Annotated in this window: 13 protein-coding genes; 1 reads left to right on the top strand and 12 read right to left on the bottom strand. The window is 59.1% G+C overall.

Annotation, left to right across the window (positions count from 1 at the left end):
• Nucleotides 1-37: 37 nt before the first annotated feature.
• From B5483_RS18510 to B5483_RS18480, 7 genes are read right to left on the bottom strand one after another with little or no spacing between them, the layout of a single operon-like run.
• A complete protein-coding gene (locus B5483_RS18510; RefSeq protein ID WP_079731493.1) occupies nucleotides 38-745 on the bottom strand; it encodes a CoA transferase subunit A in 708 nt (235 codons plus the stop codon).
• A 9-nt stretch (nucleotides 746-754) separates the two neighbouring features.
• Nucleotides 755-1,684: a 3,5-dioxohexanoate:acetyl-CoA acetone transferase gene (gene kce / locus B5483_RS18505; RefSeq protein ID WP_079731492.1), complete on the bottom strand. Its 930-nt coding sequence runs from the start codon at nucleotides 1,682-1,684 to the stop codon at nucleotides 755-757.
• A gap of 30 nt (nucleotides 1,685-1,714) precedes the next feature.
• A complete protein-coding gene (locus B5483_RS18500; protein WP_079731491.1) occupies nucleotides 1,715-2,575 on the bottom strand; it encodes a fumarylacetoacetate hydrolase family protein in 861 nt (286 codons plus the stop codon).
• A 51-nt stretch (nucleotides 2,576-2,626) separates the two neighbouring features.
• On the bottom strand, nucleotides 2,627-3,562 hold the full coding sequence (locus B5483_RS18495; RefSeq protein ID WP_079731490.1) for a VOC family protein: 936 nt from the start codon (nucleotides 3,560-3,562) through the stop codon (nucleotides 2,627-2,629).
• Entirely contained in the window at nucleotides 3,559-4,536 is a 978-nt protein-coding gene (locus tag B5483_RS18490; protein WP_176168107.1) for an alpha/beta hydrolase, read from the bottom strand. Before B5483_RS18490 ends, B5483_RS18495 begins: the two co-directional genes overlap by 4 nt.
• Nucleotides 4,529-5,866, bottom strand: coding sequence for an amidohydrolase family protein (locus B5483_RS18485; protein WP_079731488.1), 1,338 nt, complete (start codon nucleotides 5,864-5,866; stop codon nucleotides 4,529-4,531). The genes B5483_RS18490 and B5483_RS18485 overlap by 8 nt, the downstream gene beginning before the upstream one ends.
• The gene (locus B5483_RS18480) at nucleotides 5,863-7,374 is read right to left on the bottom strand and encodes an FAD-dependent monooxygenase (protein WP_079731487.1); all 1,512 of its coding nucleotides are present in this window, start codon (nucleotides 7,372-7,374) and stop codon (nucleotides 5,863-5,865) included. Before B5483_RS18480 ends, B5483_RS18485 begins: the two co-directional genes overlap by 4 nt.
• Nucleotides 7,375-7,503: 129 nt before the next feature.
• Between B5483_RS18480 and B5483_RS18475 the strand changes: the two genes are divergently transcribed.
• Nucleotides 7,504-8,445: a LysR family transcriptional regulator gene (locus tag B5483_RS18475; protein WP_079731486.1), complete on the top strand. Its 942-nt coding sequence runs from the start codon at nucleotides 7,504-7,506 to the stop codon at nucleotides 8,443-8,445.
• 201 nt (nucleotides 8,446-8,646) lie between these two features.
• Here the strand turns inward: B5483_RS18475 and B5483_RS18470 are convergent, their stop codons facing one another.
• The 5 genes from B5483_RS18470 to B5483_RS18450 form a co-directional block, all read right to left on the bottom strand.
• Nucleotides 8,647-9,891, bottom strand: coding sequence for an MFS transporter (locus B5483_RS18470; RefSeq protein ID WP_079731485.1), 1,245 nt, complete (start codon nucleotides 9,889-9,891; stop codon nucleotides 8,647-8,649).
• A 51-nt stretch (nucleotides 9,892-9,942) separates the two neighbouring features.
• Nucleotides 9,943-11,055 (bottom strand): serine hydrolase domain-containing protein, encoded by a 1,113-nt coding sequence (locus B5483_RS18465; protein ID WP_176168106.1) that lies wholly within the window; start codon nucleotides 11,053-11,055, stop codon nucleotides 9,943-9,945.
• A gap of 36 nt (nucleotides 11,056-11,091) precedes the next feature.
• A complete protein-coding gene (locus B5483_RS18460; protein ID WP_079731483.1) occupies nucleotides 11,092-12,264 on the bottom strand; it encodes an MFS transporter in 1,173 nt (390 codons plus the stop codon).
• The gene (locus B5483_RS18455; RefSeq protein WP_079731482.1) at nucleotides 12,261-13,616 is read right to left on the bottom strand and encodes an amidohydrolase family protein; all 1,356 of its coding nucleotides are present in this window, start codon (nucleotides 13,614-13,616) and stop codon (nucleotides 12,261-12,263) included. Before B5483_RS18455 ends, B5483_RS18460 begins: the two co-directional genes overlap by 4 nt.
• A 70-nt stretch (nucleotides 13,617-13,686) precedes the next feature.
• Entirely contained in the window at nucleotides 13,687-15,921 is a 2,235-nt protein-coding gene (locus B5483_RS18450; protein WP_079731481.1) for a TonB-dependent receptor, read from the bottom strand.

Here is a 15,921-nt window from a genome sequence, read left to right as displayed (position 1 = left end):
GCCGCCCGGGCGGCCATTTCATCGCGGGTCCAAGGCATCAGACGGCCTCCCTTTCGCGTGTAGTGCGAAATTCGATTTTCTTGTCGTAAGGCGCGCCGACGATCATGCGCTGGACGTAGATGCCGGGCAAATGGATCGAGTCGGGATCGAGCGATCCCGCGGGTACGACTTCTTCAACTTCCACGATGCATATCTTTCCGCAGGTGGCCGCCGGCACGTTGAAATTGCGTGCGGTCTTGCGGAACACGACGTTACCGGTGGTGTCGGCCTTCCAAGCTTTGACCAGCGCGAGATCAGCGAAGATCCCTTCCTCGAGAATGTAGTCCTCGTCGCGGAAGCGCTTCACTTCCTTGCCCTCGGCCACCAGCGTGCCGACGCCGGTCTTGGTGTAGAAGCCGGGAATGCCCGCGCCACCGGCGCGCATGCGCTCAGCCAGCGTGCCCTGGGGACAGAATTCCACTTCGAGCTCGCCCGACAGATACTGGCGCTCGAACTCCTTGTTCTCGCCGACGTAGCTGGAGATCATCTTTTTCACCTGCCGCGTGCGCAGCAGCTTGCCGATCCCCTCACCATCGATCCCGGCGTTGTTGGACACGAAGGTCAGGTCTTTGACCCCGCTGTCGCGCACCGCATCAAGGAGGCGATCGGGGATTCCGCACAGGCCAAAACCGCCGCTGGCAATCAGCAGTCCGTCGCGCAGCACTCCTTCGAGCGCCTCGGCGGCGCCTGGGAAAAGCTTGTTCATAGCAAATTCCTAGATTTTGGTGCGGTCTGCACCCTTGAGCGCGAGCATCTCGCGGGCCTCATTCGGCGTAGCCGGTTCAAGTCCCTGCTCGGCAAGGATGCGGACGATTTTCTGGACTTGCTCTGCGTTGGATGAAGCCAGTTTGCCGCGACCAATGAACAGGCTGTCCTCCAGCCCGACGCGGACATTGCCGCCGAGTTGCGCTGCCATGGTGCACACCGGCATCTGGAACTTGCCTGCACCCAGAACGGACCAGACGTAATCGCTCCCGAACAGCCGGTCGGCAGTCCGCTTCATGAACATCACGTTGTCGAGATCGCCGCCGATTCCGCCGAGGATGCCAAAGATTGACTGAATGAAGAACGGTGGCTTGGCGATGCCCTTGTCGACGAAATAGGCCAGGTTGTAGAGGTGGCCGATATCGTAGCACTCGTGCTCGAAGCGGGTGCCGTGATCCGTGAGCAGCTCGTAGTTTCGACGGATGTCGGCGAAGGTGTTGCGGAAGATGAACTTCTCGGAGTCGAGAATGTACTGGTCTTCCCAAGGGAACTTCCACTCCTTCACCTTGCGCCCCATGTCGTGGAACGAGAAGTTCATCGAACCCATGTTGAGCGAGCACATCTCGGGCGAAAAGGTCAGCGCACCGGCAAGGCGATCTTCCGGGCTCATGTCGGGACTGCCGCCGGTGGTGAGGTTGATCACCGCATCGGTGCCCTGCTTGATGATCGGCAGAAACTGGCGATAGACGTCCGGGCTGCCGGTCGGTGCGCCGGTCTCGGGATCTCGGGCATGGATGTGCAGGATCGCCGCCCCCGCCTCGGCCGCCTCGATTGCTTGGTGCGCCAGGTCGGCGGGCTTGTAGGGAAGTGCATCCGACAAGGTCGGGGTGTGAATCCCGCCGGTGATTGCACAGGTGATAATGACCTTGTTGGAAGCCATGACAAAAATCCCTTTGGAATGGAGCTCTGGTCAGCGTGCCGCGGTCACCTTGTTCTCTATGGCGCCAATCTCGTCGATCTCGCAGCGCACTACGTCGCCCTCGTGCAAGAAAAGCGGCGGCGTCATGGCATTACCGACCCCGTGCGGGGTTCCTGTCGCGAGAAGATCACCAGGCTCGAGCGTGAAGGCGGTCGATAGGTAAGCGATCTGAGACCATACGGAATGGATCAGCTCTGATGTGTTGCCTTCCTGCCGCGTTACGCCATTCACTATGCAACGCAAACCGAGCCGATGTGGATCGCCGATTTCGTCCGCAGTGACAATGCACGGACCTATGGGCCCATGCGTGTCGAACGACTTTCCAACGGTGAAGGTAGGGGAATGCTTCTGCCAGTCGCGCGCCGAGACGTCGTTCGCCACTGTATAACCGAACACATAATCCGGGGCTTCCGCCTCGGAAACCGACTTTGCTTTGCGACCAATCACTACAGCCAGTTCAACTTCCCAATCAAGCTTTTCGGTCACGCCAGGGTCGATATCGTCGAACGGCCCCGATATGCATGTCGTCTGCTTGTTAAACCAATATTGATGTGTGGGTTCTGCTACACCCGCGCGGATCGCCTCCTCCACATGCTTGCGGTAGTTCATACCAATCGCGAGATACTTGCCTGGCCGCTCGATCGGTGCGAGCAGTTTGACGGAATCGAGCGCAATCCGAGCCTCGCTGCGGGCAGCGACGGCGCGAACCTCGTCGAGCGCGGCGTCACCGCCCTCAATGACCGACAGCATAGTCGGATAGCGCTCCTTGAGCGCGGTAAGCGGAATGATCGAACCATTGTCGAGGACGCCAAGGCCAACCGTCCCCGCCTTGTCAAAACGGACTAGCTTCATTGCAATTCTCCCAAATTGGCCTGACTTCGGCTTTCGGCGGATGCGCCGTGTTCAAGCCGGCTCTCGTGTGGTTTCGTAATTGGTGACGAAATCTTCCGGGGGCGGCGGGCCCCACTGGTAGAAAGAGTCTTCGGACGGGTGATCGGCCGCCTGCCAGTCGAACCCGGCGGGAATGTAATCCATCCCCGCCGAGTATTCCGCGTGGCTGCCCCACGGATCGCGAACGTAACGGAAGTAGTTCGAACCGAGCACATGGCGTCCTACACCCCAGCCACGGCCGTAGCCGGCAGCCATCATCTGCTCGCCGCCCAGTCCGACTTCATCGACCGACGTCACTTCCCAGCTGCAATGATGCAGGCCTGGCCCGTCCGAGCGCGCGAATGCGACCATGTGATGATCGCTGCCATGGGCGCCGTACATGAAGGCGACGTCGCTGGCTGAGCGGTCCGCGAGGCGTACACCGAGACATTCGTTGAAGAACTTGATCGATTTGTCGACGTCACCGGAGAAAAGGGCCAGGTGCGCCAATCGGCGGGGGTGAACCTTGGTGCAGGCACTGCGCGGCGCCGAGGCCTGCGTTGCCGAATAAGAGGGGGCCTGCGTAAACGGAGCTTTCTCATCCGGTGAAATCTTAGCGCCGGCACGCACCTCAACGAGCAGTCCGTCGGGCGTGCGGCCCACGATCGTGTCATTGCTTGATGCACCCTCGACGAGTGCGCCGGCCTCGCGTAACTGTGCGCTGATCCTGTCGAGGTCAGCTGGAAATGCGAGAAAGCACACCTTTTCGAGCTTCTTGCGTTTGCCTTCGCGGATCTCGATCCAGACATGCGGATTTCCTTCACACCGCACTTCGAGGAGATCGCCCCGGAGGTCAGGGACCAGGCCGAACGCCTCGTAGAAATCCGCTGCTTCCTGCAAATCGGGAACAGTGAGTGCAAAACAGTCGACCGAGTGCACGGCCGCCGCTGGACTGACGGTGTCGTTCATATCCCGCTTCCTTGTGAAGGCGTCGCGACTTCCGCCGCGAGCAAGCCGGCAAGATCACCGGTCAAAGTATCGAAGGCTCGCGCAGCTCCTGCAGAAGCTCCGGCAAACCCGAAGAATGGGTGGAACATATCGCCGAACCGGCGAACGGTCAGAGTGACCCCTGCCTCGCTCAGACGCCGCGCAAAGGCTTCATTTGACGGCGCAAGAATATCGTGCCCGGCGATCGCCAGCACAGTTGGCGGCAGCCCCGAAAGATCTTCGGCATAGAGCGGCGATGGCGGGAACCGATCGGTCCGGCCGAAGTCTGCTCCGAGATAATTGCGCGAGATCGCCGCCATGTCGTTCGCAGCCAGCAGCGGGCATGCCGGGTCTGGTTCAACCGGCCCCAAATCGACACCTGGGACGATGAGCATCAGCGCAGCAAGTCGACCGGCGCTTGCGTCCAACTGCAACGCCGCCGTCAGTGCCAGGTTGCCGCCCGAGCTCTCGCCGACCAATGCCACACGTTCCGGGCTGCTGCCGAGCGAAGTGGCGTTGCGCAGAGCCCAGCGGACCGCCGCCAACGCATCGTCTGCAGCCGCAGGATATTTGTGTTCGGGAGCCTTGCGATAATCGACCGACACCACGACTGCACCCACGTCCCGGCACAGCCGCCGCGCGATGTCGTCCATCTGGTCGAGACCGCCAAGCATGAAACCGCCGCCGTGGAAGAACAGCAATAGCGGCAGAGGCCCGTCGGCCTTCGGCCGATATACGCGGATCGGAACCGTGAGCCCCTCAGCTTCAGCGTAAAGGTCTCGGATCTCTTCTATTGAGTCTGCCCATGCCGCTGCATCAGGCGGAACTACACCTGCATCGAAGATGGTGCGGGCAACGTTGGGGGGTATGTCGAAGATCGACGTGCCGTCTGGAGGCGGCAACCCGGCAACAATTGCCGCCAAGTCAGCGTCGAGCGGGATTCGGCCGTCAGTCATCGCCCAAGACATACTTCTGGGATGCGTACGCTAACTCGCGCAGCTTCTGTAGATCGTGACCCAACAACTTGCCATGCCGTTTGAGCACCCGACCCTGTACCATGACGGTATCGACGTTTGCAGGATGCGCTCCGTAGACTACTGCCGCAACCGGATCACTGGTCGGCACCAGATTGATATCGGTCATGCGAATGAGGATGATATCAGCGGCCTTGCCTACCTCCAGGGTTCCGATCTTGTGTGCAAGGCCGTTAGCCTCGGCCCCGCGCAATGTCGCAAACCGTAGGGCGTCTCTAGAGCTGAGAAAACCTGGCGCATCTTTGACCCGCGAGTGCCCGCCACCTATCCAAGAGCGATAGTATGCCACAGCCTGTCGCATCTGGGTGAACATGTCAGATGCACCGAGTGGCTCGGAGTCACCGCTCAGGCTGGGTTCGATGCCCACGGCAAGAAGGCGGTCAAAGGGTAGATCGCCAATGCCGATGCAATTCTGCTCAACGTTCACACCAAGCGATGCGGTTACGCCGTGGTCTGCCATCATCTTGAATTCATCATCATGGCAGCAGCAGCAATGAATGAAGGTTAGGTCATCGCCGAGGAGACCTTCGGAGTGCATCTTTGAAATCGCGCCCTTCTCTCCGTTGAACGGAAATGCGCCCATATGAATCGACGAACGAATTCCGAGTTCACGGGCAAGGGCAAGATCGGCCTGCCATGTGCCGTCAGCTGCCATCTCCGGCCCGCGACCGGCCATTGCCAAGGTCACGAGGCTGTCATCAGAACTAAGCGTAGTTTCTCGAACCCTCCGAATGTCAGATGGGTGAATTCGTTGGCTGTCGATGGCCCACGACGCCCAATCGATGGTCGGAATGCTATGTCCGAATATCGCGCGAATGCCCGAATCCATCAAACCTTGAATAGCTTGGTCGGTGTGATCCGGCGTGTTCTGGATCTGGGACCAGTCCAGCAATGTTGTGACGCCGCCATCGATCCCGTTTAGCGCGCCAAGCAGGTTTGCGATGTATACGTCTTCGGGACGATACCGCGGACCACGTTCTGGTAGAAAACCGCCGAAATATTTGTCAGGTGTGGTGTCCGCGAACTGGTACTTCACACATGTTTGCCAAGTGTGCCGGTGCGTATCGACAAACCCAGGCATCACGATCATGTGCGCCGCATCGATTACCTCGACATCGGCAGCCTCAATATTCGGGGCAATTTCGACGATCTTGCCACCTTCGACAAGGACGTCGCCAACGGGAGGATCACCTTGGCCGTCGGCCAAAGTGATCAATCTTCCGCCCCGAATGAGCAACCGGTCGGCGCTCACGCTGACACCAGTTCGTCAACCTTCACCCACTGGCGAAGTGCGGCCATTGCGGCCGCTTCAGTGGGCAGTTCATCGGTCGCCCAAGCGACATATGCGTCCGGACGGACGAGCAGGGCTTTCACCCGGTGCAGTTCCTTGGGCAGTCGAACGCCCTGCGCTTCAACCACCTTGACGGGGGCACCGTCCAAACGAAGGCCGTTGAATGCGGCAGTGCCGCTGAGGTCGAGCAGTACAAAGTCCATGCTACGCAGCTGTTCACCAAGTCGGGTCATTGACCCGTCGCGCAGGATCAAATCGACATCGAATGCTCGCCAGCCCGCCAGCCGGTGCGGATTGGGTCCTGCCGGATAGGCCATCGTAGTCCCATTCAACTCAAGCCCCAGCCGGTGATTCAGATCGGTGAGTGGCAACAAGTCGCGCTCGAAGTGCTCGCGGTGCAGGAGCCCACCCTTCGAAAAATCGAACTGGATAGCGCACTGCTCGTACACGCCTTCGAGAAGTTTTTCGGCGACCGGGCGACGCTCCTCGTTGTAGGTCTTGAGAATGCTGGCCGGGGCGCTTCCCTTGACTACATAAGCCAGCTTCCAGCCCAGGTTGTACCCGTCCTGGATGCAGAAATTCATGCCCACGCCGCTCGAGGGGTAGTGAATCCGGCAGGCTTCCCCGACGAGAAACACACGGCCCTTGCCAAAATCGGGCACCAGCTTGATCGTGTCGGTGAAGCGTGACGACCAGGTCAGCTCATCGATTCCGAAGTCGGTTCCGAAGATATCGCGAAGGCACTTGGTGTATTCTTCGAGGGTTACCGGCTTGTCCTTGTCCGCCGGATCGTTGTCGACATGAACATAGCCGATCCGAGTCTGGTTCTCACCGAAGTGCAGCGCAAGAGCCCAGCCCTTCGGGCTGTCGACGGACTTCATCGTACCTTCGAACGGGAATTTGATCGTGCTGTCGCCAAGCGTACCGATCAAAGTCGCTTCGGTACCTTCAAACGGAATGCCCATCTTGGTGCGCACAACGCTACGGCCACCGTCGGCTCCGACCAGGTACTTGGCGGTTGCGCGCTTGCTTTCGCCGCCTTCCTCATACTCGACGAAAACGCCATCGTCAGTTTCGCCGACGTTGGTGATGTGAATGCCGGTGCGGATATCGACGCCCAGCTCACGGCACCAATCAAGCATGACCACTTCTGTGTCGTTCTGCGGAACGATCAGGGTGAAGTCGAAGCGAGACTGATAGTGCTTCCACTCGACAGGCTTCATGCCCGCCCAGATGTGGCCGGGCGTGAACGGCCACGGCTGCAGGCTTAACCCCTTGCGGATGAAACGATCGACGACGCCGCGCGTGTCAAAGTGCTCGAGGACTCGAGGTAACAGGGTGCCAGCACGCGACTCAACGTGACCGGTGCGCCGCTCGAAAATGACTGTCTTGACGCCCGCTTGCGCTAGCTCGCTTGCAACCGTCAGACCCGACGGGCCAGCGCCGACAACAATGACTTCTGTATCCATGACTGGATGATTCCTCTCCCTAGCGTTGGAAGAAGAATATGGCTGCGCCAGACATACATCAAAATGTTCTCTTGAATGTTTGGAATAAATTGAGATGATGTATGAAGCGGATGACAGGACACGGCCCAGATGCATCTCAAAGGAACCGACTTAAACCTGCTGGTCGCCTTGGAAGCGTTGCTGACGGAGAAAAGCGTCACGCTCGCGGCTGAGCGGCTGCATGTCACTCAGCCAGCCATGAGCAATGCGCTCAAACGAATCCGGGACCGGTTTGGCGATGAGATCCTGGTTCGCAACGGACGCAGCCTGGAGCTGACGCCGGCCGCTCAAACCATGATCTTTCCACTCCAGGAAATTTTGGCGCAGGCCGAAGCCCTACTCAACGTAGGTAGCGCTTTCGATCCGATGACCGCGCGCAAAACATTTCGGATAATGATGTCGGACTATTGCGCAGATATTCTGCTGCCGCCGATTTCAAAGGCGCTCAGCCAGCTCGCTCCCAACATCAAATGCGAAGTGGATTTCCTCAATAACAAGGCGCTTTATCGCCTTTGGTCAGGCGATGTCGATCTTTGTGTCACTCCGCAGGACCTACGCTTGGTCGATCCGAGCTTCAAGGCGGGGAGTTTCCAGAGGAAAGAAATATTCAAAGATCGGTTTGTATGCGTCGTCGCCACCAGCAACCCTGCGACAAGGGGCGGGCTCGATGGCGAGACATACCGCACATCGCCGCATGTCTGCGTGCGATTTGGCGATGGAACAATTTCCATGGACGAGCAGGCCAAGAAACAATTGGGACTCGATACGAAAATTATCGTGCCTACCGTTGCGACCCTAACGAAGGTTGTACCCGGGACCGACATCATCGCGACGGTTCCGGAACGCCTCGTTAGGGATACTCGGCATCTGGAAGGTATGAAAGTGCTTCCCTGCCCCTTGGAAATCCCGGAGATTGTCGAAACGATGTCCTGGCATCCGCGGGCAGATCATGATCCCAGTCACAGTTGGTTCCGTCAGGTGATGATCGACGCATCGGCCAAGCTTCCCCCGATCGGCGCTTTGGCAACTTAGTTTATGCCGCGCTGGTTCGCACACTGGGCGTCTCGGCGCCTTGCTGGCGGTGCGGCTCCGGGATCATGGCTCCAAGGGCAAAAACGCCACTAGGGTTACTATCGACACCAATACGCTATGAAGGCGCCTAGCGCGTGTTTTCAACACAGAGCTTGCTGGCTTTCCCGGTCCGAACCCGCTTCCCCCATGGTGTTCCCGGATTTATCCTTCGACCGATGTTCGTTCTGCGCAGTCCGCTTGTTTCGCGCGGACTGCGTTGCGTTCGACCCAGGTCAGAAGGGCGACAAATGAAGCTAAGGTCGCGCCGATGATCGAGGCGCCGAGCCACCCCGCTCGATCGAAGCTGAAACCGCCGACAAGCGACCCAACTGCGCCGCCGCTGAACAGGATCGTCATGTACAGGCTGTTTGCCCGTCCCCGCACTGCGGGCGAAACATCCAGTGCGACCAGTCGTCCAAAAGTCTGACTTGTGTGAAATGCGGCGTCGGCCACCAAGGCAAGAAAACCAAATGCAAAGAGCGCGTGCGCACCGATTGCGATGTTGGATAGTAGGAAGGCTGCAGCAAAAAGGAGGCAGGCAACGAGAGTCCCGCTGGCCATGCGCCCGGCCTCAGCCAGGCGGGCAGCGAAGGGCGCCACGAATGCACCGGCCGCTCCGACCAATGCAAAGGCTGCGATGCCTTGGCTCGACAAGTCGAAACTGCGCGAAAGCGCCATCGGCACCGCAACCCAATAGATGTTGAAGGCCCCAAACATGCAGGCCTGGTAAAGGGCTCGCCTTCGCAGGATCGGTTCCGCTCTAAAGACGGTGCCGAGCGAGATCAGATTTTGGACAGCGCCATTTCGTCCAACTGGCTCGCGGCGCGGCATAAGGACCAGCAAGACCAGCCCGAGACAGAACACGAGCACCGCCGACGCAATGAATATTGCCCGCCAACCACCAAAATCGCTGAGAAGCAGGGCTGCCGGCCTCGCAAGAGTCACGGCGCCCAATACGATCGCCATGGTGGTCGCGACGGCCCTGCCTTGACGCGGTCCCTCTACCAGATGCGCCACGAACGGGATGATGACCTGCGCTGCCGAGCAACAGAGCCCGAGAAGGACCGCAGCGGCGGCGAACAACGCCGGAGTAGCAGCTGTCACCAGGAGCACCAGCGCAGCCAGCACACCTGTCATTGCACTGAGGACAAGCCGCTTGTTTTCGATCAGGTCACTGAGTGGAACCACCAGCACCATGCCGCATCCATAACCGATCTGGGTAAGCGAAACGATGCTGCCCGCGAGCTGCGGGGCGATGCTCAGATTTCGGCTGATCGCGATCACCAGCGGCTGTGCGTAGTAGAGGTTCGCGATTAGACAACCTGCAACCGCCCCGAGAATCAGCAGCAGCCAGTGCGGGACACGATCCTGCTTGCTTAGCGGATCAGAATCATGGCGTTCGGCCATGCTGCTTCCAAACCGGAGGAATTTCCCCGCAAGCGAGGGAATCTTCGCGCCTCACCGATCCAGTACCTGGGCAGCCAAGCTCGAAAGCTCCCTTGCCCGCGGATGGAAACAGAACGGCGGGAATACGACGGTGTTGGTCAAATAGCAGAACGAAAGGCCGGTATCTGGGTCAGCCCAGGCGATTTGCCCACCTTGCCCGCCATGACCAAAGGTGCGCTCCGAGACGGCACTACCAAACACATCCCGCTCGCCGAACCGGCCTTCGGGTGGACCGGCTTGAAGAAACGAAAGCGTGCGCAGCATCGGCCTGCCGACGGGATCGGGGCCATTGATGCGTGTCCGTGAGATGGCATCGCGGTGTATTGCTGGATTCCAGAGCTCGCCCGGATTGCTGAGATAGGCCTGGTACAGCCTCGCGACGCCGGATGCGGTGCCCACTCCACCCGCCCCCGGCGTGCCCAGAGCCAGCCCTTCATAGCTATCGAGACCGTAGACCATGGGCACTCGCTTCGACCGATCAGGGGCCCACCCGTACATGCAGTTGTGATGCAAAAGAACGTCCTGGAGGGCGGCAATAGGCTCACCGAGGCTCACGCCGTTTACGCCGCTCAGACCGAGCGGCTCGAGCACCTGCCGTTTGAGGAACGTGCGGTAATCGACGCCCGAAACCCGTTCGACTATCTCCGCAAGGACCCATCCGACGCAAAGCGGGTGATACTCGTAAGCTTCTCCAGGCTTGCGATCGGTTCGCCACTCCCGGAATGCTGCGAGCCGAGTATCCCGGTCCGCAGCCTCTGGAAAGTCCAACGGCGCCCACGGAAAGCCGCCCATGTGCGTTTCAAGCATACCTATAGTGAGGTCGGGCGCAGTTCCGCTCATGAAATCAGGTATGATCTCGAGCACGCGATCTTCTGGCTTGAGCGAACCGGCGAACAATTGCCACAGCGCGGACTCGAATACCGTCTTGGTAATCGACAGGAGCAGGATGGGAGTATCAGCGCGGGCCGCCCCGAAGCCTTCTTCCCACAGGATGTCGCCGTCCTTGGCCAAGGCGATGCTGCACCCTTCAACGCCGCCAAACGCAAGCCCCGCATCAACGTCGCGCCGTGCCCGATCTCGTAGCGCTTGCAGTGCCGCCTTGTTGATAGTTGTCGCCGAACCCACAGCATTCCTCCCAACGTCGATGCAAGAGCGACTAGCTCAAGGCGCTTTTGTCACTGCTCGACCGCCAAAGATTGCCCCCAACCAGGTCGCAATAGTGAACACGGCAATCGCAATGAAAATCGCGAAATAAGCGGGCGTCAGACCGATCAGATAAGCGCCGAAGGTGGGCGACAAACCACCCCCGAGTGTAAATGCCCCGGCTACCGCCGCTGCGCTTCCACCCGACGTATCGATCCTTGCGGCGAGCCCAAGAAAATAGGGCAAAGCCGCATAGACGCAGCCATTCACGACGGTGAGCGTCAGCCCGAAGCCAAAGGGCGTTGTCCATTGGACCAGCAGGTAGGAAGCGATCAATTCGATCCCGAAAATGACCGCCAGGGTCCTCACTCTTCCAAAACGATCCCCAATCATCCCGGCAATACCAGCTCCGCTTACGATGCCAATCATCGACATGGCTATTGCCGCATGGATGCTTTCCTCGGAAGCTCCTGTCCGCTGCCCGAGCGGAACTGACAAGGAAAAGGTTACCGTCAGCGCCATGGACCAGAGGGCCACGACCGCAACCAGCGCCCATACTGGCACCGACCGCAACGAGGGTTTTTCAATTGCGACGCCAGATCCGAATTGGCGATCCAGCAGGAACGGCAAAAGTGAAGGCATCAGCAAAACGGTCAGGCCGACGAGGATCCAATAGACTGATCGGGCTGGCAATTGTGCCGCAAGAGTTGGCGCCGCAACAACCACGATGGCAAGCAGGATGGCGGTGACCGCATTCACCTGACCGAACCGCCGGTCAGGCTCGTCCAGACGGGCTACGGTGGCGTTGAGCATGAGCCACAGCAAGCCCTCGCCAACTCCGGCGATCAGGCGCGTCGCCAGCATTCCGGTGAAGCCGTTCGCAAACAGCGCAAGCACATGCCCGGCCAATGCCAGCAATACCCCGGCCCCAAGGGTAATCCGGGGACTGCGCGCACCGACAATGAAACTCATCACGATGCTGACGATCGCCGCCGTCAGGACTTCGGCGGTAACAACGAGGCTGGTCTGGCCTTGATCAAGGCCGAGTTCTCCGCTGAGGACGGCCCACTGCAACGGAAGCGTATACCACCCGAGGTACGCTATGGTATTGGCCCCGAAGGCTGCGATGAGCAGGCGGAGCGGACTTGCTGCTCGGTCGCCCTGCCCTTCCTGCTTGAACGCCGCGGTCAATGTGGCCCCTGTCCGATGAGATAGAGAGGCGCAGACCGACGGACATCGGCGAGATCGTCCATCACCTGGTTAAAGGTGTAGCCGACGAGTTCACCATCGCGCTTGCGGAACCGCCCTGCGACGATGACATCGCGGACCGCCATCGGCTCGCCAGCGAGTACGATAGCGCTCGAAATGTTGAGCGGTTCGACCCCGAGCCGACGCTTGTCGAGCGTGATGATGTCAGCCCACTTGCCCGGCGTCAGCGAGCCGACCTTGTCAGCGATTCCGATTGAGTCTGCTGAATCGATGGTCAGCGCCTTGACCACGTCGTCAGTTGTCAGGAAGTCATTGTTTGCTGGATCTGATCCAGATGCGACCGTTTCATTATGACGACGCGAGCGTTCGAGCGCGAGCAACGACTTGCCCTCGGAAAACAGGCCCTGCCCCGTAACGCAAACGGAGTCCGTGCCGAGCCCGACCTTCACCCCGGCTTCGCGCAGCCGCAGGTAGGGGATTGGCCCCATCCCCATGGTCGCCTCTGCATAAGGCGAAACGCTCGCCGTCACGCCAGTCTGTGCCATGGGCTGGATTTCGGCGTGGCGCAGATTGCAGCAGTGGGCAAATTGCAGATCGGGGCCAAGCAAACCTGCTTCTGCGATGGGGATCACCGATCCTTTCGCGCCAACGATGGTTCCACCGACATGCATTGTCGCTTTGAGGCCCAGCTCCCGGATCATCAAAATTTCGTCGCGCGCGGTTTCATACGGCGTGAAGTCAGGCCCCATGGCCGCAATCCAAAGATCAAGCAGATCGCGCTTGGCTTCTCTGCACCGCTCCCGAAGAACTGCCGTATCAGTCAGCAACGGCGATTTTGACAGGTCAGGGTTCTGGCCAATAACGCCGCCGCCGGGCCCGTAGGCAAAGATCGTCCGTCCGCCCGCTTCCTCGTAGCCATCGAGAGCGCAAAGCGCCGCCTCGAGGGTATGGGCCGAAAGGCACCAGTCGAGAACTGTCGTCACGCCGGCGTTGAGCGCGAGCAGCGAAGCGCCCCGGCTCGCGCGGCGGATGAACTCTCCGGTGAAATAGTGACTCGGGACCTCTGCAAAATAGGTCCACATTGTTACGTTGCCGCCGTAGGCGGAAAAGACCGCATCGGTATTATGTCGGTGGGTGTCGATCAGCCCTGGCATGACGATCATGCCTGACGCGTCAAAAACCTCAACTCCTGGAGCCGTGATCGAAGCCGCCACTTCTATGATCCGACCGTCCTGGACAAGAATATCCCCACGCTCGAGGATTCCAAGCTTCTCGTCGCAAGTGACGATCGTTCCGCCTTGGATCAGAAGCGCTTCGTTTTCAGGTACCGTCATGTCCAACCCGTCCAGCCTTCAACAATGAAGAAGGCGCGCCGAGCAAAGCCCGGCGCGCTCCTCCTGGGTATCAGAAATTGCGGCGAACAGTGACGCCGATGGTCCGCGGCGGAAGCAGATAGCCGAGGACAGGCGCGCCAATCGGAACAAAGCCAACGTGTGCGCTACCCTTGATCGTTTTGTTCGCGATGTTGCGAACAAAGGCCGAAATCATCCAGTTCTTGTCATCTGAATTAAACGTGATCGAGGCGTTCTGCAAATTATACGCTTTCTGCAGATTCTGAGGCGTATTGAACGAGTCGAAATAGGTCCTTCCTTGCCAGAGAGACTCAGCCCGCAAGGTGAAATCGCCGAACGGAGCTTCGATCACGTACTCAGCCGAGGCGTTGACGGTGTAATCCGGTGACTGGGCGAGATGATTGCCCTTGAGGTTGAAGGCAGGAGCACCGCTCGAGTCGCTCGTAACACCATCACCGAACAGCCGTGCCGGATCAACGGACACATAGTCGTCGAAGCGAGCGTGAAGCCAGGAGGCACTTACGCTCAGGGTAAGCGGAGCCGGAATGGGCTTCACGGTCAACTCGCTCTCGAGACCGTAGATCGTTGCCGTTGCAGCATTCTCCAGCAAGAGAGCCGCGCCAGTCACCTTGCCGACCTGCATGTCCTTGTATTTGTAGTAGAAGCCCGCGAAGTTGGCGCGGACGGAGCCCGTCGTGACCTTGATGCCGGCATCAAACGCATCGACCTTTTCCGGATTAACGGCTGGCGCGCGATCCCCTTGAAGATCGAACAGACCAGACTTGAAACCCTTGGAATAGGACGCGTAGACCATCACCCGATCTGCAACATCGAAGTCGATGCCGATCTTCGGCGTAAATGATGACCACGACTTGCTCGCTGCCCGGTACGGGGTCTGGACCACATAGCTCGGAGAGAAAACGTCAACGAAATTGAATTCCGAGACGTTGTTAATTTCCTTCTTTTCCCAGCTGTAGCGTGCGCCGAGGGTGACACGCAGACGATCTGACACGTTGATGGTGTCCTGCCCGAATACGGCGACCGTGTTGGTCTTTTGCGTGCCACCTGCAAAGTAACCTTGCAGGAAGAACGGAGCAGTCATTGTGCCCACGTTGTACTCGCCTCGGCTACCACCGTTGACTTTATCGTTCAGGTAGTACGCACCGAGGACAAGCTTATGCGTGTCAGAATTGTAGTTAATCTGAAATTCCTGCGAAAACTGGTCGTCGATCTCCCAGTTGTAGAGCGGAAACAGATCGAAGGATGAGCCGACGATGTCAGTCAGCGACTTGAAATCGGTATGGCGATAGGCGCTCAGCGAGCGCAGAGAAACTGAATCATTGACATCGTAGTTAATATCCAGACGGCCGCCGTAGAATTCCGCCTTCACATAGGGATCACGCCCGTTGGAGAGGTCGCGCACATTCGTCGCTACCACACCACCCAATGCTTCGCCCAGCGGCTGCACAAACGGTCCGTTTCGGACAAGCTGCTGTCCGCGACCGAAGTAGTGGCCGCCATTAGATGCGTCATCCTTGCGATAATAGTCGCCAGACAACAGCATGGTCAGGTCGCCAGCGTTGTACTTCAATTGCGCGCGAATGGCCTGAGAATCTTCGTTATCGATCCGATGACCCGTCGCAATATTTTCGCCGAAGCCATTGTTGTAACGCGTCTGGAACGAGATGCGGCCCTGAAGGCCTTCGCTTAGCGGGCCGCTGATTGCGCCTTCAGAATTGATGGTCCCATAATTGCCGACGGTTGCGCTAAGGTATCCATCCAGGTGGTCGGTCGGAGCCTTGGTGAAAATGTTGATCGAGCCGCCAGTTGCGTTACGGCCATACAAGGTGCCCTGAGGCCCACGCAGAACTTCGACGCGGTCAACGTCGTAGAACGATGCCATCGCGGCGTTCGAGCGAGTGAAGAAGACGCCATCCTGATAAAAAGCTACACTGCCTTCGGAACCGAGCGAGATACTGTCGATGCCGATACCGCGGATGGTAACACGCGCCTGACCAATGTTCTGCGAAACATTGAGGTTAGGCACCTGCCCCGAAAGTGACTCAACGGTAACCAAGCCTGTCTTAGCAAGCGCATCGGCGGTGACCGCAGACACGGCGATCGGCACCTTTTGCAACGACTCTTCGCGGCGCTGAGCGGTCACGACGATGTCGCCGATGCCCTGCTCGTCCGCCCCGGCTTCCGCAGCCGCCTGTGCATACGCAGTCTGCGCGCTGAAAACCAGCGACGCCAACGCGACACCGCTTGCAAGAAGACCTTTCCTCAT

This window comes from Novosphingobium mathurense (genome assembly GCF_900168325.1).
Classification (GTDB): domain Bacteria; phylum Pseudomonadota; class Alphaproteobacteria; order Sphingomonadales; family Sphingomonadaceae; genus Novosphingobium; species Novosphingobium mathurense.
Note: the sequence above shows the minus strand (reverse complement) of the source record. Positions and strands in the feature narration are given on the sequence as shown.